This window comes from Natrinema zhouii (assembly GCF_013456555.2).
GTDB classification, from domain to species: domain Archaea; phylum Halobacteriota; class Halobacteria; order Halobacteriales; family Natrialbaceae; genus Natrinema; species Natrinema zhouii.
On record NZ_CP059154.1, the window covers coordinates 3,009,229 to 3,034,743 of the forward strand.

The following is a 25,515-nucleotide window of genomic DNA, read 5'->3' on the forward strand; positions in this document are numbered from 1 at the left end:
CAACTGATACCACAGGTTCCGTATGTCGGAATTGTCGCGAACATAATCGGGATCGGTCTCGTTCTCCCACTGGCCGTGTACGTGACTGTCGGGGTGGTGAAGCGTCTCAGTTTGCACAAGGTGTAGCAGGCACCACGGGCCACGACTTCAATCGAGCGATCGGATCTCCGTACACCGCTTCTCACGGGTCGTTACTGCGGTAAGCAACGGTAGCCGCACCACCGAGCGGTCACGACTACATACTATCCGAAAGCACCCGATTCGCTGTCCCTCGTGAACAGTGAACCGGTACAGAGCCCAGTCGCTTCGTTCGAGATCGATTCCCGCGCCATACAATCACCGAACGATGGCACTCACGCGCTCGAGACGGAACCCGGGCTAACTGCGTGGAGGCATCGTCGCAGAATGAGCGCCTGCGCACTCGAGTAGACGTTGCATTCCCTACTCAGTGTCGGGTCCCTCGGCGACCCGGGCCTCGCTCGTCACGGCGTCGACGTGGACGTGGACCGGTCCCGCGTCGGTCTCGAGGGGCACGATCCAGGAAGCGCTGGTTCGGTGTGGGTCCTCCAGCACGTTGACGCCGTCGTACCCCTCCTGTTCGGCGGTCTTCCGGGCGATTCGTGCGGCCTCGTCGGCGTCCTCGATTCGAATCTCGTCGTTCAGCCGGACGGTGACGACCGGAACGTCGGCCATCCGGACGATCCGTTCGGTGACGCTGCCGACCAGCACTCGATCGAGTCCGGTCCGTCCCTGCGTTCCCATGACGATCATGTCGATATCGTGATCGTCGGCGTACGCGAGGATCGTCTCGTGGGGGACGCCCTGCTCGACCGCCGTCACGACGTCGACACCCTCCCGCGTCGCTTCGGCCTCGATACGCTCGACGGCCCGCTCCGCGGCGGGGATCGCTTCGTCGGTCTGGAGCGTTCCGAGTGGACCCTCGGGAACGACCGACAGCGCGTGGATCGTTGCGTCGAATCGCTTCGCGATCGCCAGTCCGTGCGTGAGCGATCGACGGGTTCCGTCGCTCCCGTCAGTCGGAACGAGGATATCCTGATACATCGATACCGCGAGACTAGGCAACGCGACCGTAAATACCCTCGAGTCCATCTCCGTTCATCACAATAGCGTTCTCGTGACGATAGAAGATCAACTCAACGACACTATTATATATTCGTGCAGAGTGGTCGGAAATATGTTCGATAGATTTCGACGCGGGCTGGCGGTCATCGACGCCAGCCTCGATGTGTTCCGGGAGCGGCCCCGGCTCGCGGTCCTTCCGCTGTTGAGTCTCGCGGTCATCGGAAGTGCGTATACAGTCGGCGCTGTCGCGGGACTCCATTACGGACTCGTCGATGCGGTGTTCACGAACCGGCTCGTCAAGTACGGCGTCATCTTTGCCGGACTCGCCATCTCCTCGAGCGTCGGCATCTTCTTCAACGCCGCGGTGGTCCACTGTGCCACCCGACAGTTCGCCGGCGAGGAGCCGACCGTCCGTGACGGGTTGGCCGCCGCGTGGGCGGTCCGCGGTCGGATCGCGAAGTGGGGTCTGCTGTCCGCGACCGTCGGTACCCTCCTCTCCGTCTTGAACGACAACGTTCCTGGTGTCGGGACTCTTACCCGGTCGATCCTCGACCTGACGTGGGGGCTTCTGACGTTTTTCGTCGTCCCGGTGATCGTCACTGACCGGACCGATGCGCTCCGGTCGGATCTGCGACGGAGCGGGGACGCCTTCGCACGAACGTGGGGCGAGAGCGTGACCGTGACGTTCGGGATCGGACTGGCGCTACTCCCGGTCGCGCTCATCGGTGTCTGCCTCCTCGCCGTCGCGTACCTGTCTGCGACGGGCATTGCCGCATATCTCATGGGCGCGATCGGTGGACTGCTTCTCGTCGCCGCGATCGCCGTCACGCAGGTGCTCGGCATGATCGTTCGCGCCGCGCTCTACCGGTACGCAACCACCGGCGAACCGGTCGGCCCACTCGAGGCCCTCTCCCCGGACGACATCTTCTCGGAGTGACCGGCGGCGCCTCGTCAGGCCGTGTGTGAATGCCCGCTAGGGCCTCCTTCGTTCCCATCCGTTGCCACGGAGATTCCTTATGAAGGATACCGAATACGAGGAGGACAGACGTATGCGGCCTCGAGTCGCCCGTCGTTCGACTCGTCGTCGTTCTCGAGCGCTTCGTGGTACGATGGGACACCCATCAATAACGTTATTCTTGGAAAGAAACACCGCCGCTCTCTCCGAACGATGTAAATCTTTTTTACGTCACACGGAAACGTATCGCACGGACTATGACAAATCTTGTCACTAACGTCGCGGCCGCCGTCGAGGCACACGGCGACAACACCGCGATCGGATTTCAGGGGTCCGACACGAGCTACGAGGAGTTCTGGGGGCAAACGGGTGCGTTCGCGACCGCCCTCGAGGAGCGGGGGCTCGGGGAGGACGACCGCGTCGCGCTCTATCTCCCGAACGTCCCGCCGTTCCTGATCGCCTTCCACGGGACCCTTCGTGCCGGCGGGGTCGTCGTTCCGATGAACCCGCAGTACAAAGCCCGGGAGATCGGGCATCTACTCGACGACAGCGGGGCGAAGGTGGTCGTCGCGCTGGCCGATCTCGTTCCCTTCGTCGACGAGGTACGAGACGAGACGGACGTCGAGCACGTGGTCAGTATCGGCGGCGACGCCGAGGGTGCGACTCCGTTCGAGGAGTTCCTCGAGCCGGGCGATCCCGAGATCACCGAGCGCGATGACGACGACGATGCGGTCCAGCCCTACACCTCGGGAACGACCGGCCAGCCGAAGGGCGTCCAGCTCACCCACGGGAACCTCGCATCGAACGCGAACGCAGCGTCGAAGCTCATCCCCGATGGAATCCGGCCGGACGACAAAACGCTCGGCGTGTTGCCGCTGTTCCACATCTACGGGATGACCGTCGTGATGAACGCGTCGCTGTTCAACGGCGCGACGTACTACCCGATGGCCTCGTGGGACGCACAGGAGGCCGTCTCGCTCATCGAGGACGAGGCGCTGACGATCATGCACGGCGTGCCGGCAATGTACAACGACGTCATCAACCAGCCCGACGCCGAGACGTTCGACATGTCGTCGCTGCGGCTCTGTGGCGTCGGCGGCTCCGGCATTCCGGTCGAAGTCCTCCGCCAGTTCGAGGAGCTCTACGAGCCGAAGATCTACGAGGGGTACGGCCTGACCGAGACCAGCCCGATCACCCACTTCAACAGCCCGATCGAGGGCCGCCGCGTCGGCAGCATCGGCAAGACCGTCCCCGGCGTCGACTCGAAGGTCGTCACCGAGTCGTTCGACGAGGTTCCGCCGACCGAGGAGGGGCCGGTCGACGAGGAAGACGTCGAACTGCACGAAATTACGGGCGAAATCGTCGTCGCCGGACCGAACGTCATGAAGGGGTACTACGGCCTGCCCGAGGCGAACGAGGAGGCCTTCACGGAGGAGGGGGGCCGACGCTGGTTCCACACCGGCGATATCGGCTACCGCGATGAGGACGGCTTCTTCTACGTCGTCGACCGCGAGAAGCACATGATCGTCACCGGCGGCTACAACGTCTACCCGCGGGAAGTCGAAGAGCTGCTCTTCGAACACCCCGACGTGGCCGACGCGGCCGTGGCCGGCATCCCCGACGAACGCCGCGGGGAGACCATCAAGGCCTTCATCGTCCGCACGCCCGACGGCGACGTCACCGAAGAAGAGATCAAAGAGTACTGCCTGACCAACCTCGCGGAGTACAAACACCCCCGCGAGGTCGAGTTCGTGCAGGAGCTGCCGCGAACGACCACCGGCAAGGTCCAGAAGTTCAAGCTCCGCGAACAGAACGGCGGCACAGCGGGCGACGAATGACCCTCGGCGACGCGGTTCACCTCGAGATCGAGGACGACGGCGCCGCGACGATCACGCTCGACCAGCCCGACCGCCGAAACGCCCTCTCGGCGGAGATCAGCGCCGGGCTCTCCGAAGCGCTCGACGAAATCGAGGATAGTGACAGTGACGTCCGCTGTGTGGTCCTCAAGGGAGCGGGCGGTTCGTTCTCGGCCGGCGGCGACATCGAGCGGATGATCGAGGGCATCGAGAACGACGTTCCCGCGGACGACCGAGTGCGCCGGCTCGAGCGCTCGACGAACGAACTGCTGGCGCGACTGGTCACATTCCCGATTCCGACGGTCGCGCTCGTCGACGGGCCCGCGGTCGGTGCCGGCGCGAACCTCGCGCTCGCCTGTGACGTGCAACTCGCCAGCGAGGAGGCGGTCTTCGGCTTCGTCTTCCGGCAGGTCGGACTGAGCGTCGATGCCGGGACGTCCTACCTGCTGCCGCGAGTGGTCGGCGAAAACGTCGCGAAGGAACTCGTGCTCACGGGCGACCTCGTCGGTGCGGATCGCGCGGAGAAACTCGGCCTCGTTAACCACGTCTACGACAACGACGAGCTAGACGAGCGGGTCGACGAGTTCGTCGACAAGATCGTTTCCGGCCCACCGGTCGCACTCCGTCACGCCAACCGGCTCGTCGGTGAAGGCCTCGGGAAGTCGCTCGAGCAGGCCCTGACCGACGAAGCGGTCGCGCAGGGAATCGTCTTCGAGACCGAAGATCACGAGGAGGGCGTCACCGCGTTTCTCGAGGATCGAGATCCCGAATACGAGGGGGAGTAGGGAACCGCTCACCGCTGCTCACCGGTTTCGATGCGTCCCGTTTCGGTTCGATTGGAGCAACCGGTGCTAGCGCCGTCGTGGCGTTACTGCCGTAGAACGGATGAGGAGGGCCGTAGATAGCTGTGCCCCCTCGAACCGCTCCCGTTTGGCCCGCCGGGAACAACGTTTTCTCTGTCGACCGACGGAGAGTATGCATGAACACTCGAGAGCCGGAGGCTCTCGTTCCAGCCGCAGTCGACACGCTTCCGATCAATTTCGCGATTCTCGACGACGACGGAACGATCCTACACACGAACCGCGCGTGGCAGGAGTTCGGCAAGGCGAACGATATCGAACTGCGGCCGGATACGATCGGCACCAACTATCTCGAGATCACCCGCCAGGCGGAGACGGAGGCCGCACGGACTGCCGCCGCCGGGCTATCAGAGATTCTGACGGGCGACAGAGAACTGTTCGAGTTCGAATATCCGTGCCACTCTCCGGACGAACGGCGGTGGTTCCTCATGCGAGCAGCGCCGTTCACCGACGGCGATCAGGACTACGTCGCTGTCGCCCATTTCGATATCACCGAGCGCCACGAGTATCAGCGTCGGTTGGAGGAGTCCAACGAACGACTCCAGCAGTTCGCCTCCGTTGCCTCCCACGACCTCCAGGAGCCGCTGCGGATGGTCACGAGTTATCTCCAGTTGCTCGAGCAACGGTACGGCGACGAGCTCGACGAGGACGCCGCTGAGTTCATCGACTACGCCGTCGACGGCGCCGAACGGATGTCGGCGATGATCGACGGATTACTCGAGTACTCCCGCGTCGAAACGCGAGGGAACCCCTTCGATTCGGTCGATCTCGAGGCGGTGCTCGACGACGTGCTCTTGGATCTCGAGTGGCGAATCGCGGACGCCGACGCCGAACTCACCAGGGAGCCGTTGCCGACCGTCATCGGTGACGCCAGCCAGCTCCGGCAGGTGTTCCAGAACCTGCTTGACAACGCCATCGAGTACAGCGGCGAGCAGGCACCTCGAGTGACGATTTCCGCCGCTCGCGACGGGGACGAGTGGATCATTTCGGTCACTGACGAGGGTATCGGTATCGATCCGACGGACGAAGACCGCGTGTTCGAGGTGTTCGAGCGTCTCCACAGTCACGAGGAACACGAGGGGACCGGGATCGGGCTCGCACTCTGTCGGCGCATCGTCGAGCGCCACGGCGGCGACATCTGGATCGATGCCGACTCCGACGGGACGGCAATTTCGTTCACGCTCCCTGCTGCGCAGAGTCGTGCTGAGTGACGGATGTCTACGGATCGCCTCGACTCGGTCACCCGGCCTGCGGTGGCGCGCTGGACCGCGGTGAACTGCGAGGGCCTCACTTCGTTCAGGCCTAGTCGAAAATCTCGAGGCGAAAAACGGACACCCCCACACCATCGTCTCAGCATATTCGCCCGACGCCGAGCGGAATCGGTTCCCAGTCGGCCACTGACCGGTGGGCTATCCGGAATCGTCTTCGATCGAGACGAGCGTCGATACCCGCGCGTTCTCCTTGATTCGGAGTCCGCCGTCGGTGACGGACAGCGGCAGCAGCGGCAGGTGATCTCGAACCTGCATCGAGGGATGGGAGCCGCCCCGGGCCAACAGCTCGTTGCGCGCCTGCAGCTGTACCGATCCCTCGAGCCCCGTCAGAAACTCGTTGTGCTGGATCACGTACTGGCCGCCCTCGAGGTGCCACCAGCCGTACTCGTCGTGGGGATTCTCGAGTTCCGTCGGGACCGGCTCGAGGTCGGCGTCCTCGAGTTCGTCGCCGCCGAAGTCGATGCGACCGGGGGCGGCGACCTCGTAGACCGCGCCGACGGTCAGGTCGACCCCGTGTTCGTGAACCTGTACCGGCTCGTACACCAGATTATCGACGTACTCGGCGAGCGGGTGTTCGGCGGACATGTCGAGCGGGTAGACGGTCCCGAGCACAAAAAGAGTATCCTCACTGCTCATCAGGGCTCGCGGTTCCGACAGCGGCCCATAGCGATCGGCAACGCCGATGGCTGACGGGATCAACACAATCGTTTTCACGCGAGCCTGTAAATCCGTTCGAGTGAACAGGTTCCTCGGGTTCGGCTCGCTGGCAGTTGCGATCGTCGCCACCATCGCTGCAAACGCGGTGCCGGCGCTGGATCTGACGTGGCTCTCAGTCGGGGACGTCGCCGGCGCGATCATCGCATAGAAGACCCTGCTGGCGGTCGCCGTCGTCGCCGGAACCTACGGACTCTATCAGTTGCTGCGGCATCTGCTGGTTCAGCGCATCGCGAGCAAACGGCGGGCCCACGACGCGCGAAACGTGCTCCGGTTCGGCCTCGGTGCGGTCACCGTCATCGGCCTGCTCGGTGTCCTCACCGAGCAGTGGCTGGGCGTGCTCTTCTCGCTGGGCGTCGTCGGGTTCGCGATCACCTTCGCACTGCAACAGCCGCTGTTCTCGCTGATGGGTTGGCTCTATATCATGGTCAAACGGCCGTACCAGGTCGGCGACCGCGTTCGGATCGGGGACGCCAAAGGCGACGTGATCGAGGTCGACTTCCTCGTCACGACGCTCTGGGAGATCAACGGCGAACTCGTCTCCTCGAACCAGCCCTCCGGACGAGTGGTCACCCTTCCCAACAGCACCGTTCTCTCCTCGGAGGTGTACAACTACTCGTGGGACAAGTTTCCGTACGTCTGGAACGAGATTTCGATCCAGCTCTCCTACGAGACCGACCTCGCGTTCGCCCGACAGGAACTGACCGACGTCGCGGACGACTATCTGGGGGAGCGCATGGCCCAGAACATCGCTCGCTATCGCGAACTCCTGGAGGAGACGCCGGTCGAACTCGAGGTGCGCGACGGGCCGTCGGTCAACATCGTCCAGCAGGAGTCATGGGTCGAACTCCGGCTGCGCTATCTCGTCCACCCGCGGCGCGGACAGCGGGCGAAAAACGACCTCTACGAGCGGGTCCTCGAGCGATTCAACGAGCACCCCGATCGGATCTCGTTCCCGGTGAGCCGGAATCGGTGAGCGGGCTCTCACCGGTGTGAGGACGCACCCGTCAGCGACCGATCCGGAACACTCTCCGTACTCGTTGTCGTACCGCCGACCATGACGGACGTCCTCACCGACGAGATCGCCCGCTTCGTTCGCGCCGTCGGCCCGGACCCCGACGAGACGCTGATCGAGATGGACGAGTACGCCGCTGCCGAGGGGTTCCCCCACGTCGGCCCCGAGGTCGGCGCGTTCCTCCGATTCGTCGCACGCCTGAGCGACGCCAAACGGATCTTCGAGTTCGGATCGGGCTACGGCTACTCGGCGTACTGGTTCGCCGAGGCGCTCCCCGAGGACGGCGAGATCGTCCTCACCGAAGTCGACCAGGACGAACTCGAGCTCGCCCGCGAGTACATGGCCGCGGGCGGCTACGGCGGACTCACACACTACGAACTCGGCGACGCGATGGAAACGATCGACCGCTACGACGGCCCGTTCGACATCGTCCTGATTGACCACCAGAAGGAGCGGTACGCGGACGCGTTCGAGGCCGTCCGCTCGAAGGTTCCGGTCGGCGGCGTCGTCGTCGCGGACAACGCGATCACGGCCAGCGTCGTCGAGTTCGACGCGCTCCTCGAGTGGGCCGAGGGCGACGCTCCTGCCGACTGTACCGAACACACACGGGGCGTTATCGACTACCTCGAGACGGTTCGTGCCGATCCGGCCTTCGAGACGATCGTCGTCCCGCTGGGAGAAGGAATCGCCGTCAGCTACCGGGTCGAGTAATCGGACGCGTCGCCGTCGAACACCTGATCGTCGGGGTCCGCTGCCGGAGCCGGGGAGCCGTACTCGCGGAGGCCGAGGAAGATCGTCGATCCGGCGGCGGCGAGCAGCGTCGCCCACGTGACTGCGGTGAGCGAGACGACCGTCACCGCGGCTGGGCCCGGCGCGACGGAACCCATTGCCTCGAGGCCGACGGCGTGGCCCCCGGCGACGCCGAGAAACGAGACCCACAGCCCGAGCGCCGTGTATGCGAGCGTCTGCCGGGAGACGGACTGGGCGTAGCGAGCGGTCCAATAGACGCCGACGACGGCGAGTCCGGTCGCTCCGAGCGTTAGTGCGAGTCCGTCGACGGCGGCGGTCGCGACGCCGGCGACGGCGAAACAGGCGAGCGAGGCGGCGAGCAGGGATCGAGCCGATCGAAGTGGTGTCGGGATCACGTCGTGCACCGCGTTGCCGGGTTGAGTAGGCGGTCGGATATATAGCTGTTGGCTGACTGCAGTCGGCTCGAAGCGAGCGCTCGAGGAGGTCGGATCGCGTTCCGCTGGAGAAGTCTCCTAGATGTTCTCGCCGACGAGTTCCTCTGCTGTGTACCCTAGCAGTTCCGCAGCGCGGTCGTTGACGTGTGTAAACTGCCACTCGTCGTTGAGCGCGTAGAACGCTCCGAGACGCGCCCGAAGATCTCGCTCAGTTCGGTCTCGAGTTCGTGCTTGCGGCGCTCGAGGCGGCGTTCCTGTTCTTTGAGCGCCGTTACTCCTCGCCGCCGTCGGCGAGGACGCGCTCCTCCGGCGTGGGTCGACCCGGATGAATCCCGTACCGGGCGAAGCCGTACAGCACCGTCATCGACACCGCACAGCAGACCATCGCGCCGGCGACCGGCTCGAGGAGGAGGCCGGTGACCGGGCCGGCGAACGCGTCGCCGACGGCGGCCGCCGACTCGCTGTCGGGAGCGGTCGCCAGCGCGTAGGGGAGGAACGCGGCGAACGCGAGCAGCCACCATCGTTTCGCCGCGCGTCGGAGCTGTGCCGTACTGTACGCTGTGGTCGTGCTCGTGATGCCGGCGACGCCGAGGGCGATCAAAACGAGCGCGGGAATCGTTCGAAGCGGGGAGCCAAAGCCGGCATTACCTGCGACGCCGAGGGCGACGATCGCGACGGAGCCGGCGAGGAATAGAACCGAGCGGCTGCGGCCTGTTCGAGGCATTCTGTCCTGCGGTAGTCGCGGATTGTACAAAACTCTCGCGAAGCGACGATCACCTCGATCGAGTGACAGTCCCGTCGGCTGATCGTCTCCGACAACAAAGGACGTATTACCGATGCCCGTAACTCGAACGTGAGAACGAATGAGGGAACGCGATGGCGCCGACGCCGTTACACTCCTCCGACGGTACTCGTCGGCCGCGGTCGATAGCGCAACCGACGTCGCGTCGCGGTTGCCCGGTACCGGAACCGCGCGGCGGCTGGGGCGACTCTGGCAGCGCCACGTCCGGGAGCGTCCCGATCAGTATCGTGCGTCGATCACCTTTCCGACGGCACCGAATCGCCCGTCGGTCGGCGAGGTCCACGGCTGGATCGAAGCCCTCGAGCACGCGTTCGAGGGCCGACTCGACGTCTACGCGCGGCACGGGAGCGTCGCGGTCGAGACGGACCCGGTCTCGGCCGAACTGTTCGACGAGGCCGAGTTCGACGCGATCTGTGAGCGCATCGAGGACGGCTACAGCGGCTCACACTCGGTCGCCCATCTGAAAAAGTGGCGGCGGAACGACGGACGGCTCGTGCGAGCCCACGTGATCGTGCCGGTCAAGCCGCTGTTTCCGCGCGACGAGACCGGCGATCAGGCGGGCGCTCGAGCCGCGACCGAAATCGAAGCCGACTGATCGGTGAGTCGCGACCAGCAGTCGGAACGGATACTGCGCCGTCAGTTTCGACCGCGAGAGCTGCGCTTCGACTCGCTGTGTGCGATCAGTCGTCGTCGCTCGGCCCGGGACCGGGCTCGGATCCGGGCTCGCGGTCGGTGCTCGGACTGCTTCCGGTGGGCTCACTGCTGCGGGATCGGCTCCCGCCCGTCTCCTCCTCGCTCGGCGTGACGCTACTCGTTCGGTCCATCCAGTGGCCGATGTTCTCGGCGACGTAGTCCTTGCCGCCCCAGCCGAACGCGATGCCGGCGCCGATGGCGATCGCCGCGCCGAGCCCCCACGCGAGCGCTCGTGCGAACACGTAGAGGATGCCGACGTCGATCCCCATCGTATCGAGGCCGATGACGATCGCCGTGAAGTAGAGGAACATCCGCGTTCCGGTCGCGAACCAGCTGGTGTAGGCGGACTGGGTCGCTGCCTGCGTTCGTTCGATGGCGTCGCCGATGAAGTCCGCGACGACGAACCCGATAGTGATGACGAGCAGTCCCGCGATGAACGCCGGCAGGTACGAGACCGCCGTCGAGATCCACTCCGACAGCGTCGGAATCGCCAGCGCGTTCGCGGCCGCGAGGAACGCGAGCGCGTAGACGAACCACTTCGCCAGCGAGCCGAACGCGCTCGAGACGGCCTGTTCGGTACCGCCGAGGATACGTCCCAGCGGCGTCTCGAGGACCATTCGGTCGAGTTCGATGCCGTCGGCGATTCGTCGCACGACACCGGCGGCCAATCGGCCGATGATCCAGCCGATGAAGAGGATCACCAGCGCGCCGATGATCCGCGGGAGGAACGTGAGTAGCTGTGCGATCGGGTCTTGCAGCCAGTCGGGAACCTGTGCTTGAGCGGGGTAGAGTGCTACCATGTGCAGTCGTCGTAGGTGGCGAACGCCTTTCGTAATTGAGTGCGTATCAATTGATCACGAAACTAACCGATCTGGATCGATATCGTCGCCACGGTTGAAGTGTCCGTTACAGCGAATTGCAGGACGACCGTACCGTGAAGGGTCGTGATGGGTTCGACCGGGGACGACGACGCTATCGATGACCGATCATCTGACGACCCTCGAGCCGGCCGGCGATAAACGAGCTTTGAGATTGGATGCGGAAACGAGCGGCGAACAGCCGTCGGACGGTTGACAGCAACCGCGGGCGCTGTCTAACCGAATCTGTCCAATTTCACTCATAGCAGGAAACGGTGCCGTCGCGAAGGGAGACAGGACTATCGCGGCCAACGCGGTTGCTCCAGGCACGATATGTGGGCGCCGTTTCCACTCACTTCCTCGCTTTTGACAGCTTCGTTTTTGGGTGCGATAGATGGAGGGGCAATCAGTGTATTCTCCAATATTCGAAAGAACACGCGGAATGGGGAACCGATCCGTGCATCCTGTCGGAACTGGGTGTGGGCCGAGACGGGGAGTATCCCCTCGAATCGCCGAACTCGGTAACACGCTATTACCAACTTTGATTCGCCGACGGCGATTTCGCCGCAAGCCCCCGTTTTGGCCGCCGGGTTCGTCGCACGTGATGTACTCGGAGTCCGAACTAAGTGGGTTCGTGAGCAGTGCGTCGACAACACGTTATTGGTGGCCGCACGCGTATTTCTCCTATGTACCTCGGCGACGAAGCCTGGCCCGACCTCGAGTCGTACTTCGAATCGGAATCGCTCGCGCTGGTCCCGCTGGGGTCGACCGAACAGCACGGGCCGCACCTGCCGGAAGCGACCGATCACCTGATCGGCGAGGCGTTCGCGCGGGCGGTCGCGGACCGGACGGGCTATCTCTGTACGCCGACCATCAATATCGGCGTCAGCGGCCACCACCGGCAGTTTCACGGGACGATGTGGGTCGAGCCGCCGGCGTTCCGACAGTACATGGAGTCGCTGACGCGAAACCTCACGTCCCACGGAATCGATCGGGTGATCTACGTCAACGCCCATGGCGGAAACGTCCCCCACCTGCGCGAGGTCGGGGCGCGACTCCGGCAGGACGAAGTCGCGTACGCCATCGAGTGGATGTGGAACGACTCGATCCCCGAGCTGGTCGACGACCTGTTCGAGCAGAACGGCCCCCACGGCGGCCCGAAGGAGACCGCGCTGATCCAGTACCTCGAGCCGGCGTTAGTTCACGACGACCGACTCGAGGAGGCCAGAGACACCGGTATCCCAGACGTCGAGGCGGCCGAGACGATCAAACACGGCTCGCGGACGTTCTACGACGCGGCGGACAACACCGACAACGGCGTGTTGGGCGATCAGACGGACGCGACGGCGGCGAAGGGGGTGCAACTGTTCGAGGCGGCGAGCGACCAGCTCGTTCAGCTCTGCGAGTGGCTGGCGGCCCAGAAATTCGAGGATTTGATGCCGAGAGAGCACGTTTGAACCGGACGGAAACGCGGCTGAACTGGGACGAACACCGCTGTCCCAGTCGGCTCTCGAGGCGCATCAACGGTCGCTCATGATGATAATCCTTAATAGCTGTAGCGGTCAGTTTATTATATGGCAGTTGTCAGCGTCTCGATGCCGGACGAACTCCTGGAACGGCTCGACCAGTTCGCCGCGGAGCACGGGTACACCGGTCGGAGCGAAGTCGTCAGGGAAGCCTCGCGGAACCTGTTAGGCGAGTTCGAAGATACCCGGCTCGAGGAGCGGGACCTGATGGGAATCGTCACGGTGTTGTTCGACTACGAAACCACGAGCGTCGAGGAGCGGATGATGCACCTGCGCCACGAACACGAGAGCCTCGTCGCGTCGAACTTCCACAGCCACGTCGGCAACCACTACTGCATGGAACTGTTCGTCCTTGAGGGCGAACTCGAGGACATTTCCGCGTTCGTCGGGAAGATCCGAGCGACCAAGGACGCACTGACGGTCGACTACTCGGTCATGCCGGTCGACAGTTTCGATCCGCTCGCTCAGGGGTAGGGTCACTGAACGAACTCCAGCAGACAGTATAGTTTTACTCCCCTCCCCCGAATGGGTTCGTATGTCATACCGGAAGGTCAACTACGAGGAGGTCGAGCAGGTCTCGAGCGCGATGCACGTTCTGAGCGATCCGCTCGAGACGGAGCAGGTCGGGGTAACGGTCGCCCGGTGCGATCCGGACTGGAAGAGCAAGCCCCACGACCACATCGACAACGACCACGAGGAGATTTACGTCCTGATCGAGGGAGCGGCGACGGTCATTGTCGACGACGAACCGGTGGCCATGGAGACCGGGGACGCGCTGTGGATCCCGCCGGAATCGACGCGCCAGATCCGCAATGGCGACCGCGAGAGCGCGTTCGTCCTCGTGAGTGCGCCGAGTATCGCGGACGACGACAGTGATGGCGACGAGTGGCTCCTCTCTGGGTTTGCCGGATAAGTCTCGGTCAGGATAGGACGACCGTGGCGTCTCGCACCGAAACTCGGCGAGATGGTTTAGTGGACGGACGTCATCGTCACCGGTAGGTGACTCTCGATTTACTCGAAACATCACGCAGCCGTGTCGTTCGTCGTTGCCGGGGGCCTGACTGCACTGCTCCCGTCGGTCACGCTCTACGGCTACTCGGTTCCCGCCGTCGCCGTCGTCGGTTACGGCACCGCCGTCGGCGTCTTCATCGATCTCGATCACTTCCTCATCGCCCGATTCAAGACCGGGAACTGGGACGCCGTTCGGTTCTGTCTGTCCAATCCGGGTGCCGCAGTCGGCGACCAGTCGGAGATCTTCGAACCCGGTGACGTCGGCGTCCTCTCGCGATTGTTGAGCCACGTGGTGATCGGCGGGATCGTCGTTCCGGTGCTCGCCCTCCTCAGCGTCCCCCTCGCAATCGTGACCGGCGTGGTTCTCTACGCGCACCTGCTGGCCGATCTCGTCTGGGATATCGCCCTGCTCGAGGACCACGTGGAAACGGCAGGCTCGACGGCCGATCTCGTCCGAACGCTGCGATGACGGCGGTCGGAACGCGGGCAGTCGAACCAGCGGCCCGCGGGTGCAGGTTGCGATACTCACCCCCGGATATTTCCACCGCGCGACCCTCTTGTGGGTATGGAACTACTCGACGACAGCATCGTTCCGGAGCACGCACGCGACGTCAAGGCCGAAGCCCGCGAGTTCGCGCGCGAACACATCGAACCGAACGCGCAGGAGTACTTTCAGGCGGGCGAGTACCCCGAGGAGATCCTCGAGGCCGGCCAAGAGGCGAATCTCGTCGCCCAGGACATTCCCGAAGAGTGGGGCGGCCGGGGACTGGACCTGGCGCAGTTGCTCGCGATCACGGAGGAGTTCTACCGGGCCGACGCGGGGATCGCGCTGACGCTGCAACTGGCGAGTTTCGGCTGTGAGATCACCTACGAACACGGCACCGACGAGCAGTGCGAGGAGTATATCCGACCGGTGGCGGAGGGCGAGCAGCGATCCGGACTCGCTGTCTCGGAACCCGAGACGGGCAGCGACCTCGCGGGGATGCAGACCACGGCTGAGAAGGACGGCGACGAGTACGTCATCAACGGCGAGAAGTACTGGATCGGCAACGGCGTCGAGGCCGACTGGATAACACTCTACGCGCGGACGGGAGACGACGAGGACAACCGCTACGGCAATCACTCGATGTTCATCGTGCCGACCGACGCGGACGGCTACGAGGCCGAACACATCCCCGAAAAGATGGCGATGCGCGCCTCGAAACAGGCCCACATCGAGTTCGACGACTGCCGGATCCCCGCCGAGAACCTGATCGGCTCGGAGGGAGACGGCTTCCTGCTGCTCGCGGAGTTCTTCAATCACGGTCGCGTCGCCGTCGCGGGACACGGACTCGGCATCGCCGCGGCCGCCATCGAGGAGGCCTGGTCGTTCACCCACGACCGCGAGGAGTTCGGCCGAACGATCAGCGACTTTCAGGCCGTCCAGCACGGCCTCGCTGATATGTTACTCGAGTTCGAGAGCGCCCGGACGCTCGTCTGGCGCGCCCAGGAGAAGGTCGCGACCGGAGACAACGCGGGCTACTGGGCCGCGATGGCGAAGACGAAGGCGACCGAGACGGCCGTCGACGTTTCCGAACAGGGCATGCAGTTCCACGGCGGCCGGTCGATCCTCGACGAGCGCCGGATCGCTCGAGCCTTCCGCGACGCGCGAATCCCGGTCATCTACGAGGGGGCGAACGAAATACAGCGCAACCTGATTTACGGGCAAGCTCCCTGATCGCACGCGGCGGCTCCGTCCGTCGTGGCGACGAACTGCCTCGTTTACCGGCCAGAACAGCTCGCGCAGATACGTGTTTTACGATACCACGAGTCATACGTTGGCCGAAAGAACAATCGTAATCGGTATCATGAGTCGGAGCAGACTAACTACCGTGGTACTGGAACCCTCACTATCCCCTCTTCAGCTCTCATGAGTCGGCCACGTGTCCTCTGTGTGAGCGGCGATCGGTCGACGCGAGCGTCGATTACGTTATCGCTCACGGACACGCAGGTCGACATCGTCATCGCCCAGCAGGCCACTGCTGCCATCCACCGCCTCGAGCGAGAGGCGATCGACGCGGTCGTCATCGACGCGAGCACGGTTGCGGACGTGCCAACGCTCGTCCGGACCGTCGAGTCCGAGGCGCCGGGGACGCCGACGTTCGTCTCGTGGGGAACGGGGGACGACGGGAGCGTGCTGAGCGAAGTGGCCGTCCGGGCCGACGAGACTGCCACTGGAGCGCAGCTGGCCGACGCCATTATCGACAGCCTCCAAGACGAGACGAGCACCGGGCTTCCGAGTACAGTCGATTCGAACGCGGATGATTCCGCTCTCGAGACGGGGACGGCAGTCCGAGACTTGCCCGCGGCGCTCGCCGACCTGGTCAGTACCGTTCGTTGCCGGCTGGTCGACGCCACCTCGCCGCTGGCCGTCGAACGCGTGCTTCGCGAGGAGTTGACGAGCGGCGATCAGTTCACGTTCGCCTGGGTCGGCGAGTACGACCCGGGTGAACGCGAGATCGTCCCGTGGCTGTCGGATCCCGGAGCGATGGCGTGGTCGCTGCAACGAACCTTCGGCATCGGCGACGGCGAGTATCCGCTGCTCGAGCGAGTGATTCGAACGAAAGCGATCCAGTGTCGGCGGTACGACGAAGACGAGAGCGATACCGTGCCGTTCGGGGACCACGCGTTCGAGCGGGGCGCTCGATCGGTCGCCATCGCACCGCTCGGAGCGGGCGATGAGCTGTACGGGGTAGTCGTCATCTACGCGACTGATCCGATTTCGACGCGCGAACTGGACGCGATCCAAGCGACCGCCGCGACCGCGTCCCACGTCCTCGAGACGATCGCCGTTCGCGGCCGCCTCGACCAGCGAGAACGCGCCCTCCACCGATACGAACGACTCGTCGAAACCGCGGGTGACGGAATGTACGTCCTCGACGACGCAGGGCACTTCACGACCGTCAACGATGCCCTCGTCGAGATTACCGGCTACAGTCGCGAGGGACTACTCGGCGAACACGCGTCGATCCTGTTCCACCCCGATGACGTCTCCGCGTCGTCGGCCCTGATTCGGTCGCTGCTCAAGAGCGAGAAACACACCGAAACCATCGAGTTGCCACTCGAGACGAAAGCCGGCGAGACGATCCCCTGCGAGGCCCAGATCGCGGTCCTCCTTTCCGACGGGACGTTTCTCGGCTCGGTGGGCGTTCTCCGCGACATCACCGAACGGAAGCGGAGCGAACGGAAGCTCCGCGAACGCAACGAGCGACTGGATACGTTCGCCCGGATCGTGAGCCACGACCTCCGAAATCCGCTGGGCGTCGCACAGGGGTATCTCGAACTCTTCGAGGAGTCCCGCGATCCCGAACACGCCGACAAGACCCGCGAGGGACTCGACCGGATGGAGGCGATCATCGAGGACGTGCTGGCCATCGCCCGCGAGGGCGAATGGGCCGCCGACACCGTTCACATCGATCTCGAGTCGATCGCTCGCGAGGCGTGGGACCACGTCTCGACTGCGGACGCGACGCTCTCGGTTACGGACACGATGACGCTCGATGCCGACCGCTCGCGACTCCTGCGGCTCCTCGAGAACTGTTTCCGGAATAGTCTCGAACACGGCGACACGACCGGAACCGTTCGCGTCGGGACGCTTGAGTCGGCCGAGCAGGACGGACGGAAGCGGGGATTCTTCATCGAAGACGACGGCGATGGCCTCCCCGCGGAACTGCGCGAGGAACTCTTCGATCCGTCGGTCTCATCGTCGTCTGAGGGGCTCGGAATCGGCCTCTGGATCGTCAGAGAGGTCGCTACCGGACACGGCTGGTCGGTCGTTGCGACCGAAAGCGAGAGTGGAGGGGCTCGGTTCGAGTTCGAAACCGGCGTCTAGTTCCCGGACTGGAGGTCCTGAAACGCGCCGACGAAATCGTCGTGGGAGGACATACCGGAGACCGTCTCGTCGACGCGCTGCTCGAGTTCCGCGACGCGGTCACAGAGGTCCGTATACTCCTCGTTGTCCGCGAGTTCGCGGTCGGCCTTCTCGGACTCCAGCAAGGCTTTCTTCGAGACGAGCGCGTAGTACTCCTGGATGTCCGACTCGTAGTCGGAACGGTCGGCGACGGCGTCGACCATCTCGACGAGTTCGTCCTTCGAGACCGGCTTGACGAGGTAGTCGTCGAACCCCATCTCGATGATGTCGAAGTCCGGATCGACCGCCGTCACCATGACGACCCGCGAATCGTGTCCTCGCTCGCGGATCTGCTCGAGAACTTCGTCGCCGGAGAGTCCCGGCATTCGTCGATCGAGTAACACGACCTCGACGGAGTCGGCCATCTTCTCGAGAGCCTCCTCACCGTCGTAGGCTGTCTCGACGGCCCAGTCTCCCTGTAGCCAGGCGGCGAACAGGTCCGCGAGCCGAGCCTCGTCGTCGACGACGAGCACCTCGGGCCCGTCACTCATTGGGGAACCCCTCCATTCTCTTCATCGATTACAGCCACGCGTCACCAATGGTACCTCTGTGTGATAAATCTCGCGACCAGTTGTAAGACGAACTACATTTCTACCAGTCAAGTAGGGAACCCAGTTTGACCACGACAACTTCGTGAGAAAACCGCTGGCTCGCGTGTCGGCCGGAGATCACGGCCGAGGTTTGGCTCGAGTCCTCACTTTCCTTCGAGCTCCGGCTCCGTTCCGAAAGACTCGCCTTGCTTACGGCTCCCACACGGTCGTCGTTCACGTCGCGGCCCTCCCGGTAGCCGGACCTCGCCCCGCTCGTCTTTCGACGGTTGCCTCACTTCCCCTGGAAGTCCGGCTCCTCGTCGCCCATGAAGGCCATGACCCCCTCCATCAGATCGTCGGTCGCCATCAGGTGGCCGAACGCGGACGCCTCGTACTCCAGCCCGGCCTCGGTATCGTCGCGGCCGGCGAGCATCGCACGTTTGGTGAACTTCTGGGCGATCGGCGGACCGCCGGCGAGGTCGGTCGCCAGCTCGAGCGCACGGTCCTGAAGGTCGTCGTTGTCGACCACGTCGTTGACGAAGCCGTAGTCGGCCATCGTCTCGGCGTCGTAGCGCTCGGCGGTGAGGATGATTTCCTTCGCGCGGCCCTCGCCGACGATGTGTTTGAGTCGTTGTGTGCCGCCCCAGCCGGGGAGCAGCCCGAGGTTGAGTTCGGGCTGGCCGAACTGGGATCGCTCGCTCGCGACGCGCATGTCGGCACAGGTCGCCAGTTCCATCCCGCCGCCGAGACAGAAGCCGTCGATTCCCGCGACGACCGGCAGGTCACACGCCTCGAGTTTGCCGAACGTCGACTGTCCCAGTCGGGACAGCTCCTGTCCCTCGATCGGATCGGCACCGTCCCCGGCCATGCTCTGGACGTCCGCACCCGCGGAGAACGCCTTCTCACCCTCGCCGGTGAGAAGGATCGCGCGCACCTCGTCGTCGTCCTCGAGCAGGTCGATCGCTGCCGAGAGCTCCTCGAGTAGCTCGTCACTGATGGTGTTCATTCGGTGTGGCCGGTCGAGGACGATGTGACCGACCCTGTCGCCGGGGTACTCGACGCGGATCGCCTCGAAGTCGACCTCGTCTGAATCCCCATCGCTCTCGTATAACCCGCCACGTTCGGCGCGTTCCGCGAGATACTCCGCGGGCGCGTATCGTTCGTGATCGGTCTCCTCGTAGGCTTCCTCGAGGGTCTCGTGGAGCGTCTCGAGGCCGTAGTCGTCGACCAGCTTGACCGGGCCGTCGGGGAAGCCGGCGCCGAGCTGGACGGCCTCGTCGATCGATTCCGGCGGGGCGACGTCGCCGCCGATCAGCTTGGCGGCCTCGTTGGCCATCGTCGCGAGGAGCCGTTCCTCGACGAATTCAGACTGCTGATCGGACGGGATCTGTGCGCCGTCACCGTCCTCGTAGTCGTAGAACCCCTTACCGGTCTTCTTCCCGAGTTCCTCGTTCTCCACCTTTTCCTCGAGCAGCGGGGCCGGCTCGTAGGCCTCGCCCAACACCTCGTGCATGTACTCGAGGACGTGGTAGCTGACGTCGTTACCGACCTGATCGCCGAGTTCGAAGCTGCCCATGGGGAGCCCCATGCCGAACTTAGTCGTCGAGTCGACCTCCGCGATGGTCGCCTCGTCGTTGCTGACGAGCCACGCGGCCTCGTTCATCAGCGGCACGAGGATGCGGTTGACGATGAAGCCGGGCGAGTCCTTGTGGACCCGGACCGGCGTCTTGTCGAAGTCCTCGGCGAGTTCCTCCGTGAGCGTGAGCGTCTCCTCGGTGCTTTCGGCACCTGAAATCACTTCGACCAGCGGCATCCGGACCGGCGGGTTGAAAAAGTGCATCCCGCAGAAACGCTCAGGCCGCTCGGTGACCTCGGCGAGTTCGGTGATCGAGAGGCTTGAGGTGTTCGTCGCGAAGACCGTGTGATCCGGTGCGGCCTCCTCGAGTTCGGTGTAGACCTCTTTCTTGATCTCCATCTTCTCGGGGACCGCCTCGATGACGAAATCGGCGTCGGCGACGGCTTCGCTCATGTCGACCAGCGGCGTCACGCGCTCCAAGGCGGCGTCGGCTTCCTCCTCGGAGAGCTGGTCGTTCTCGGCGAGCTTGCCCAGCGACCACTTGATCTGGTCGTAGCCGTTCTGGACGAACTCGTCTTTGATGTCGCGCATGTTCACGTCGTAGCCCGCTATCGCGGCGACCTCTGCGATACCGTGACCCATGTTGCCTGCTCCCAGAACTGCGACGGTGTTGATATCCTCGAGTTCCATGTCAAACGATCCTATGCGGACCCGTTTCAACGTTTCCCTATTCTGATTGAAAAACGATAGTTGGGTTTACTCCCGGTTACAAAGCTCTTTACCGCTTCGATAGGAACAATCGTCCATGGAATTCGGACTCAGCGAAGAACAGCAACAGATCCGCGACGAGGTCCGCCGGTTCGCGGAGAACGAGATCGTCCCCAACGCCGAGGAGTACGACACCGAAGAGAAGTTCCCCCACGAAATCGTCGATAAGGCGGCCGAGATGGGGCTGGTCGGCTCCTCGATTCCGATCGAGTACGGCGGTGCCGGTTACTCGACGCTCGAGACGGTGCTCATCGCCGAGGAACTGTTCTCCCACGACCCCGGCATCGCGCTCTCGATCTCGGCCTGCTCGTTCGGGACCGAGGCCATCCAGGAATTCGGGACCGAAGAACAGAAGGAACGCTTCCTCGAGCCCGTCGCGTTGGGCGAGAAGATCTCCGGCGCGGCGATCTCCGAACCCGACACCGGCTCCGACGTCTCCTCCGTTTCGACGCGCGCCGAGAAGGACGGCGACGAGTGGGTGATCAACGGCAACAAGATGTGGATCACCAACGGCACCGTCGGCGACTTCTTCGTCGTCCTCTGTAAGACCGACCCCGACGCGGACGATCGATACGCCGGCTTCAGTCAGATCATCGTCGAGTCCGACCGCGACGGCTTCAGTTCGGAGAAAATCACCGGCAAGCTCGGCATCCGCGCCTCCGACACCGCCGAACTAATCTTCGACGACGTCCGCGTCCCCGAGGAGAACCTCGTCGGTGACCAGGGCGCCGCCTTCCTCCAGCAGATGCAGTTCTTCGACGCCACCCGGACCGGGGTCGCGGCCCAGGGTGTCGGCATCGCAAAGGGCGCGCTCGAGGCCGCCCTCGACTACGCCCAGGACCGCGAACAGTTCGGCAAGTCCATCTCGGAGTTCCAGGCCATCCAGCACAAGCTCTCCGAGATGGCGACCGAGACCGAGGCCGCGCGCAACCTGACCTACAAGGCCGCCTGGAACGTCGACCAGGGCAACGACATCACGAAACTCGCCTCGATGGCCAAGGAGTACGCCTCCCGCGTCGCCGTCGACGTCGCCAACGAGGCCGTCCAGATCCACGGCGGGGCCGGCTACGTCAACGACTTCCCCGTCGAGCGCTTCTACCGCGACTCGAAGATCACCCAGATCTACGAGGGCACCACCGAGATCCAGAAGAACGTGATCGCTCGAGAACTCCTCGACGAATAACAACGAAATTTCACGCTGCGGTCTATCGCGGTCGCGGCATCGCGACCGCGATGTCCCTCGGTAAAATTTCGATCAAAAGCACTCCTCCCTCCCCTGCGGGTCGGTCGTCGGCCCGCTCGCTCCCTGCAGTCGCTCGCGCTCGTATTCGTATAACAGCCTGCCTTTCCCCGGATCGCGCGACTCTCGCGTTCGCTCGAGCCGCGCTCTCGGCCACTAATTTTCGTTCCGTTTAGCTTCAGACGGCCACGATTACCAGCGACAGCGCGACGAAGACCACGTACGTGAAGATGTAGTCGATCATGGCTGCCTCGAGGCTCCGACAACGGAAGCGGGCGGGAAACCCTTTGCCGCGTCGGCCCCTTCCTTAGACTATGAGAGAGTTCGTCTTCGCCCTCGAGTACGAGCCCGGCTGCAACAGGGTGGCGGACACGCTCGCGGACCACCCCGATGCCCGGATCCGCTCGCTATCGCTGCACGCCACCGCCGAGCGCCTCTGGCGGGTCGACCACGCCACCGGCACGCCGGACGCCCTCGAGGACATCGAGGACGCCTTCCTCACCAGCGACTACTACGCGGACTGCCTCGCGACCGACGACTGCGGCGCGACCCAGACCACGCAGGTCCTCGATCGCACCGACGATACGCTCGTCCTCTACTCCGATTGGGAGCGCACCCCGACCTGTGCGTCCGTCCCGCACATCGCCCGCGACCACCTCGGCGACGGCGTGCTGTTCGAGACACGTCACGAGAGACGCCATTACACGTGGCGGATCGTCCACTCCGGCGAGGGCGACACGGCCGCGTTCTTCGACGCCCTCGAGGCGGCGCTCGGTGACCGCGCCCGGATGGAGATGCTCCGGACGGCGACGACAGAGACCGAAGCGCGGACGGGCGACGCGAACAGCGGGGCGAACGGACTCGCTCCCGAACAGGAGGCCGCGCTCCGGGCCGCCGTGGAACACGGCTACTACGAATCGCCTCGAGCAGTCGACGTCAGCGAACTCGCCGACCACCTCGACGTCCCGCGGTCGACGCTCACCTATCGGCTTCGCCGGGCCGAAGAACACTTGGCCAAGCAACACGTCGCGAGCGAGCAACTGGTCGACGGGCCGTCGACGTCGCTCTAGCGGCCCCACAGACTCTTGGAATATTCCAACGAAGGCTTATCGAACTGACGCGCTTACCTTCGGGTAATGACTGACGAACCGGACGCGGCGAGGGTGACGGAGGGGGGCGGCCAGCGGCGGGAACTGACCGCTCGACTCGCCGTCCCCGAGATGGACTGTCCGTCCTGTGCGGGGAAGGTAGACAAGAGCCTCGGGTGCGTCGACGGGGTCGTCGACGCCGACCTCAATCCGACCACCGGGACGGCCAGCGTCACGTACGATCCCGACCGCGCCAGCGAGGCCGACGTGGTCGCGGCGATCGAAGGTGCCGGCTACGAGGTCGTCGGGGGGACGGACGGCGACGACGAGACGAACGAGTCGGAGCCGGGCGGTGTGGACGTCGCACCGCCCTCGGAAGTCTGGACGAGTCCCCGCGCGAAGAAAACGTGGCTCGGCGCGGTGTTCGTCGCCCTCGGGCTGGCCTTTGAATTCCTCCTGACGGGCGGGAACGTCGCGGTGGCGAGCGTCCTCGAGTATCCGCTCCACGTCGCCGATCTCCTCTTCCTCGGAGCGGTCGCCGTCAGCGGCGTCCCCGTCGTCCGCAGCGGCTACTACTCCGCGACAAACCGGAGCCTCGACATCGACCTGCTGATGGGGACGGCGATCATCGCCGCGACCGGCATCGGCTACTTCGTCGAAGCCGCGACGCTGGCCGTCCTGTTCAGCATCGCCGAACTGCTCGAGGATTACGCGATGGACAGGGCTCGAGACTCCCTGCGCGAGCTGATGGAGCTCTCGCCGGACGAGGCGACGGTCAGGCGCGACGGCGAGGAAGTGACCGTCGACGCGGAGGACGTGGCGGTCGGCGAGACCGTCGTCGTTCGGCCCGGTGACAAGATCCCGCTCGACGGGACGGTCGCCGAGGGCGAGAGCGCGGTCGACGAATCGCCGATCACCGGTGAGAGCGTCCCCGTCGACAAGTCGGCCGGGGACGAGGTGTACGCCGGCGCCATCAACGAGGAGGGCTACCTCGAGGTGGAAGTCACCTCGTCGGCGGGCGACTCGACGCTCTCGCGGATCATCGAGCTGGTGCAAGGCGCACAGGCCGAGCAGACCGAGACCGAGCAGTTCGTCGACCGGTTCGCGGGCTACTACACGCCCGTCGTGGTCGTGCTGGCGATCCTGACCGCCGCCGTCCCGCCGCTCGTCATCGCCGATCCCGTCACCGCGGGCGTCGCCGGATACGAGCTCGCGTTCACCGGCGACTGGGGGACGTGGTTCGTTCGCGGCCTCACGTTACTGGTGATCGCCTGTCCCTGCGCGTTCGTCATCTCGACGCCCGTCTCGGTGGTCTCGGGCATCACCAGCGCCGCGAAGAACGGCGTCCTGATCAAGGGCGGCAACTACCTCGAGGCGATGGGCGAGGTCGACGCCGTCGCCCTCGACAAGACCGGCACCCTCACGAAGGGCGAGCTCGCCGTCACCGACGTCGTCCCGGTCGGCGAGACCGACGAGGCGACGCTGCTTCGCCGCGCCGCCGGACTGGAGCGACGAAGCGAACATCCCATCGCCGCGGCGATCCTCGCCCGGGCCGAAGAGGCCGGTGTCGGCGACTTCCCCGAGCCAACGGAGTTCGAGAGCCTGACCGGCAAGGGAATCCGCGGCATGATCGATGTCTCCGGCGAAGCCGGAGGCTCGTCGGACTCGTCCGACGGTGGCGAGACGTACTACGCGGGCAAGCCCGCGCTGTTCGAAGAGTTGGGTTTCGACCTCTCGCGGACCCGCGCGGCGACCGACGGTGGTGCCATCTCCGCCGATACACCCGAGTCCGACGGCGTGTTCGCCGAGGAGACGCTCGCCGCGCTGGAGGCGGAGGGCAAGACGGTCGTCCTCGTTGGGACGGAGACAGAGCTGTTGGGTGCGATCGCAATCGCCGACGAGGTCCGACCCGCCTCGAAGCGGGCGGTCGAGCACCTGCGGGAGCTCGGCGTGGAGCGCGTCGTGATGCTGACCGGCGACAACGAGGGAACGGCGCGGGCGATCGCCGAGCAGGTCGGCGTCGACGAATACCGCGCCGAACTCCTGCCCGACGAGAAGGTCGCGGCCGTCGAGGAACTGCAGTCGGCGTCCGGCAACGTGGCGATGGTCGGCGACGGCATCAACGACGCGCCCGCGCTCGCGACCGCCGAGGTCGGCATCGCGATGGGTGCAGCGGGCACCGACACCGCCCTCGAGACGGCGGACATCGCGTTGATGGGTGACGACATCGGAAAGCTGCCGTACCTGTACGAGCTGTCCCACACGGCCAACGGCGTCATCCGGCAGAACATCTGGGCGAGCCTCGGCGTGAAGGCCCTGCTTGCGCTCGGCGTGCCGCTCGGACTGGTAAGCGTCGCGCTGGCGGTCGTCGTCGGCGACATGGGCATGAGCCTCGGCGTGACCGGCAACGCGATGCGACTCGCGAACGTCGAGCCCGAGACGTCCCCGGACCTCGAGTGAGTCGCGCCGCTCCGATCGTCACTGCCGACCGAGACGCATATGCGCTCTCGGTACTGTACTCCCGTATCCGTACCTTC

At 64.7% G+C, this 25,515-nt stretch carries 22 protein-coding genes and 2 pseudogenes; 16 read left to right on the forward strand and 8 right to left on the reverse strand.

Annotated features, from left to right (window positions below; translation table 11 throughout):
* Positions 1 to 441 precede the first annotated feature (441 nt).
* Positions 442 to 1,062, reverse strand: coding sequence for a universal stress protein (locus tag HYG81_RS33650; RefSeq protein ID WP_180840533.1), 621 nt, complete (start codon positions 1,060 to 1,062; stop codon positions 442 to 444).
* A gap of 133 nt (positions 1,063 to 1,195) precedes the next feature.
* Between HYG81_RS33650 and HYG81_RS33655 the strand changes: the two genes are divergently transcribed.
* The 4 genes from HYG81_RS33655 (at position 1,196) to HYG81_RS33670 (ending at position 5,965) form a co-directional block, all read left to right on the forward strand.
* Complete coding sequence (locus HYG81_RS33655; RefSeq protein WP_180840534.1) at positions 1,196 to 2,020, forward strand: DUF6159 family protein; 825 nt, start codon at positions 1,196 to 1,198, stop codon at positions 2,018 to 2,020.
* Between the two features lie 275 nt (positions 2,021 to 2,295).
* The gene (locus HYG81_RS33660; protein WP_180840535.1) at positions 2,296 to 3,876 is read left to right on the forward strand and encodes a long-chain-fatty-acid--CoA ligase; all 1,581 of its coding nucleotides are present in this window, start codon (positions 2,296 to 2,298) and stop codon (positions 3,874 to 3,876) included.
* Complete coding sequence (locus tag HYG81_RS33665) at positions 3,873 to 4,679, forward strand: enoyl-CoA hydratase/isomerase family protein (RefSeq protein ID WP_180840536.1); 807 nt, start codon at positions 3,873 to 3,875, stop codon at positions 4,677 to 4,679. Before HYG81_RS33660 ends, HYG81_RS33665 begins: the two co-directional genes overlap by 4 nt.
* Positions 4,680 to 4,873: 194 nt before the next feature.
* Positions 4,874 to 5,965, forward strand: a complete 1,092-nt coding sequence (locus tag HYG81_RS33670) for a PAS domain-containing sensor histidine kinase (protein ID WP_180840537.1) — start codon at positions 4,874 to 4,876, stop codon at positions 5,963 to 5,965.
* Positions 5,966 to 6,163: 198 nt separating this feature from the next.
* Here HYG81_RS33670 and HYG81_RS33675 read toward each other — a convergent pair whose 3' ends face one another.
* Entirely contained in the window at positions 6,164 to 6,610 is a 447-nt protein-coding gene (locus HYG81_RS33675; RefSeq protein WP_180843040.1) for a dCTP deaminase/dUTPase family protein, read from the reverse strand.
* 151 nt (positions 6,611 to 6,761) lie between these two features.
* Here HYG81_RS33675 and HYG81_RS33680 point away from each other — a divergent pair.
* Together HYG81_RS33680 and HYG81_RS33685 are read left to right on the forward strand one after the other, a co-directional pair.
* Positions 6,762 to 7,715, forward strand: a pseudogene (locus HYG81_RS33680) (mechanosensitive ion channel family protein).
* Positions 7,716 to 7,796: 81 nt separating this feature from the next.
* A complete protein-coding gene (locus HYG81_RS33685) occupies positions 7,797 to 8,465 on the forward strand; it encodes an O-methyltransferase (RefSeq protein WP_180840538.1) in 669 nt (222 codons plus the stop codon).
* On the opposite strand, the gene HYG81_RS33690 is transcribed toward HYG81_RS33685, so the two are convergent.
* The 3 genes and pseudogenes from HYG81_RS33690 to HYG81_RS33700 form a co-directional block, all read right to left on the reverse strand.
* Entirely contained in the window at positions 8,450 to 8,908 is a 459-nt protein-coding gene (locus tag HYG81_RS33690) for a hypothetical protein (RefSeq protein WP_180840539.1), read from the reverse strand. The two genes, HYG81_RS33685 and HYG81_RS33690, sit on opposite strands and share 16 nt — an antisense overlap.
* Positions 8,909 to 8,942: 34 nt before the next feature.
* Positions 8,943 to 9,213: pseudogene (locus HYG81_RS45780) on the reverse strand (PAS domain S-box protein); the annotation flags it as partial.
* Positions 9,210 to 9,662, reverse strand: a complete 453-nt coding sequence (locus HYG81_RS33700) for a hypothetical protein (RefSeq protein ID WP_180840540.1) — start codon at positions 9,660 to 9,662, stop codon at positions 9,210 to 9,212. The pseudogene HYG81_RS45780 and the gene HYG81_RS33700, both read right to left, overlap by 4 nt.
* A 139-nt stretch (positions 9,663 to 9,801) precedes the next feature.
* Between HYG81_RS33700 and HYG81_RS33705 the strand changes: the two genes are divergently transcribed.
* Positions 9,802 to 10,335, forward strand: coding sequence for a hypothetical protein (locus HYG81_RS33705; RefSeq protein WP_180840541.1), 534 nt, complete (start codon positions 9,802 to 9,804; stop codon positions 10,333 to 10,335).
* Between the two features lie 85 nt (positions 10,336 to 10,420).
* Here HYG81_RS33705 and HYG81_RS33710 read toward each other — a convergent pair whose 3' ends face one another.
* Positions 10,421 to 11,233, reverse strand: coding sequence for a mechanosensitive ion channel family protein (locus HYG81_RS33710; protein ID WP_180840542.1), 813 nt, complete (start codon positions 11,231 to 11,233; stop codon positions 10,421 to 10,423).
* Positions 11,234 to 11,976: 743 nt separating this feature from the next.
* Here HYG81_RS33710 and HYG81_RS33715 point away from each other — a divergent pair.
* From HYG81_RS33715 to HYG81_RS33740, 6 genes are all read left to right on the forward strand, one after another.
* Positions 11,977 to 12,747 (forward strand): creatininase family protein, encoded by a 771-nt coding sequence (locus HYG81_RS33715; protein WP_180840543.1) that lies wholly within the window; start codon positions 11,977 to 11,979, stop codon positions 12,745 to 12,747.
* A 117-nt stretch (positions 12,748 to 12,864) separates the two neighbouring features.
* Positions 12,865 to 13,290 carry a CopG family ribbon-helix-helix protein gene (locus HYG81_RS33720; RefSeq protein ID WP_180840544.1) on the forward strand — a complete coding sequence of 142 codons (426 nt, stop codon included), beginning with the start codon at positions 12,865 to 12,867 and terminating at the stop codon, positions 13,288 to 13,290.
* A 61-nt stretch (positions 13,291 to 13,351) separates the two neighbouring features.
* Positions 13,352 to 13,729, forward strand: coding sequence for a cupin domain-containing protein (locus HYG81_RS33725; RefSeq protein ID WP_180840545.1), 378 nt, complete (start codon positions 13,352 to 13,354; stop codon positions 13,727 to 13,729).
* A gap of 120 nt (positions 13,730 to 13,849) precedes the next feature.
* Positions 13,850 to 14,296, forward strand: a complete 447-nt coding sequence (locus tag HYG81_RS33730; RefSeq protein ID WP_180840546.1) for a hypothetical protein — start codon at positions 13,850 to 13,852, stop codon at positions 14,294 to 14,296.
* 96 nt (positions 14,297 to 14,392) lie between these two features.
* Positions 14,393 to 15,544 (forward strand): acyl-CoA dehydrogenase family protein, encoded by a 1,152-nt coding sequence (locus HYG81_RS33735; RefSeq protein ID WP_180840547.1) that lies wholly within the window; start codon positions 14,393 to 14,395, stop codon positions 15,542 to 15,544.
* A 192-nt stretch (positions 15,545 to 15,736) separates the two neighbouring features.
* Positions 15,737 to 17,698, forward strand: coding sequence for a PAS domain S-box protein (locus HYG81_RS33740; RefSeq protein WP_180840548.1), 1,962 nt, complete (start codon positions 15,737 to 15,739; stop codon positions 17,696 to 17,698).
* Here HYG81_RS33740 and HYG81_RS33745 read toward each other — a convergent pair.
* Positions 17,695 to 18,267, reverse strand: a complete 573-nt coding sequence (locus HYG81_RS33745; RefSeq protein ID WP_180840549.1) for a HalX domain-containing protein — start codon at positions 18,265 to 18,267, stop codon at positions 17,695 to 17,697. The genes HYG81_RS33740 and HYG81_RS33745 overlap by 4 nt on opposite strands.
* A 331-nt stretch (positions 18,268 to 18,598) precedes the next feature.
* Positions 18,599 to 20,572 carry a 3-hydroxyacyl-CoA dehydrogenase/enoyl-CoA hydratase family protein gene (locus HYG81_RS33750; protein WP_180840550.1) on the reverse strand — a complete coding sequence of 658 codons (1,974 nt, stop codon included), beginning with the start codon at positions 20,570 to 20,572 and terminating at the stop codon, positions 18,599 to 18,601.
* 115 nt (positions 20,573 to 20,687) lie between these two features.
* Here HYG81_RS33750 and HYG81_RS33755 point away from each other — a divergent pair, with 115 nt between their 5' ends.
* From HYG81_RS33755 to HYG81_RS33765, 3 genes are all read left to right on the forward strand, one after another.
* A complete protein-coding gene (locus tag HYG81_RS33755) occupies positions 20,688 to 21,833 on the forward strand; it encodes an acyl-CoA dehydrogenase family protein (RefSeq protein WP_180840551.1) in 1,146 nt (381 codons plus the stop codon).
* A 371-nt stretch (positions 21,834 to 22,204) separates the two neighbouring features.
* Entirely contained in the window at positions 22,205 to 22,960 is a 756-nt protein-coding gene (locus HYG81_RS33760; protein ID WP_180840552.1) for a helix-turn-helix domain-containing protein, read from the forward strand.
* A 66-nt stretch (positions 22,961 to 23,026) separates the two neighbouring features.
* The gene (locus tag HYG81_RS33765; protein WP_180840553.1) at positions 23,027 to 25,438 is read left to right on the forward strand and encodes a heavy metal translocating P-type ATPase; all 2,412 of its coding nucleotides are present in this window, start codon (positions 23,027 to 23,029) and stop codon (positions 25,436 to 25,438) included.
* Positions 25,439 to 25,515 lie beyond the last annotated feature (77 nt).

What these genes read in the sequence shown, in the direction of transcription:
- HYG81_RS33765 (WP_180840553.1), top strand. Translation starts at nt 23,027, where the DNA reads ATGACTGACGAACCGGACGCGGCGAGGGTGACGGAGGGGGGCGGCCAG.
- HYG81_RS33650 (WP_180840533.1), bottom strand. Translation starts at nt 1,062, where the DNA reads ATGTATCAGGATATCCTCGTTCCGACTGACGGGAGCGACGGAACCCGT.
- HYG81_RS33710 (WP_180840542.1), bottom strand. Translation starts at nt 11,233, where the DNA reads ATGGTAGCACTCTACCCCGCTCAAGCACAGGTTCCCGACTGGCTGCAA.
- HYG81_RS33665 (WP_180840536.1), top strand. Translation starts at nt 3,873, where the DNA reads ATGACCCTCGGCGACGCGGTTCACCTCGAGATCGAGGACGACGGCGCC.
- HYG81_RS33760 (WP_180840552.1), top strand. Translation starts at nt 22,205, where the DNA reads ATGAGAGAGTTCGTCTTCGCCCTCGAGTACGAGCCCGGCTGCAACAGG.
- HYG81_RS33675 (WP_180843040.1), bottom strand. Translation starts at nt 6,610, where the DNA reads ATGTCCGCCGAACACCCGCTCGCCGAGTACGTCGATAATCTGGTGTAC.
- HYG81_RS33700 (WP_180840540.1), bottom strand. Translation starts at nt 9,662, where the DNA reads ATGCCTCGAACAGGCCGCAGCCGCTCGGTTCTATTCCTCGCCGGCTCC.
- HYG81_RS33745 (WP_180840549.1), bottom strand. Translation starts at nt 18,267, where the DNA reads ATGAGTGACGGGCCCGAGGTGCTCGTCGTCGACGACGAGGCTCGGCTC.
- HYG81_RS33720 (WP_180840544.1), top strand. Translation starts at nt 12,865, where the DNA reads ATGGCAGTTGTCAGCGTCTCGATGCCGGACGAACTCCTGGAACGGCTC.
- HYG81_RS33660 (WP_180840535.1), top strand. Translation starts at nt 2,296, where the DNA reads ATGACAAATCTTGTCACTAACGTCGCGGCCGCCGTCGAGGCACACGGC.
- HYG81_RS33750 (WP_180840550.1), bottom strand. Translation starts at nt 20,572, where the DNA reads ATGGAACTCGAGGATATCAACACCGTCGCAGTTCTGGGAGCAGGCAAC.
- HYG81_RS33740 (WP_180840548.1), top strand. Translation starts at nt 15,737, where the DNA reads ATGAGTCGGCCACGTGTCCTCTGTGTGAGCGGCGATCGGTCGACGCGA.
- HYG81_RS33670 (WP_180840537.1), top strand. Translation starts at nt 4,874, where the DNA reads ATGAACACTCGAGAGCCGGAGGCTCTCGTTCCAGCCGCAGTCGACACG.
- HYG81_RS33735 (WP_180840547.1), top strand. Translation starts at nt 14,393, where the DNA reads ATGGAACTACTCGACGACAGCATCGTTCCGGAGCACGCACGCGACGTC.
- HYG81_RS33685 (WP_180840538.1), top strand. Translation starts at nt 7,797, where the DNA reads ATGACGGACGTCCTCACCGACGAGATCGCCCGCTTCGTTCGCGCCGTC.
- HYG81_RS33655 (WP_180840534.1), top strand. Translation starts at nt 1,196, where the DNA reads ATGTTCGATAGATTTCGACGCGGGCTGGCGGTCATCGACGCCAGCCTC.
- HYG81_RS33705 (WP_180840541.1), top strand. Translation starts at nt 9,802, where the DNA reads ATGAGGGAACGCGATGGCGCCGACGCCGTTACACTCCTCCGACGGTAC.
- HYG81_RS33715 (WP_180840543.1), top strand. Translation starts at nt 11,977, where the DNA reads ATGTACCTCGGCGACGAAGCCTGGCCCGACCTCGAGTCGTACTTCGAA.
- HYG81_RS33725 (WP_180840545.1), top strand. Translation starts at nt 13,352, where the DNA reads ATGTCATACCGGAAGGTCAACTACGAGGAGGTCGAGCAGGTCTCGAGC.
- HYG81_RS33755 (WP_180840551.1), top strand. Translation starts at nt 20,688, where the DNA reads ATGGAATTCGGACTCAGCGAAGAACAGCAACAGATCCGCGACGAGGTC.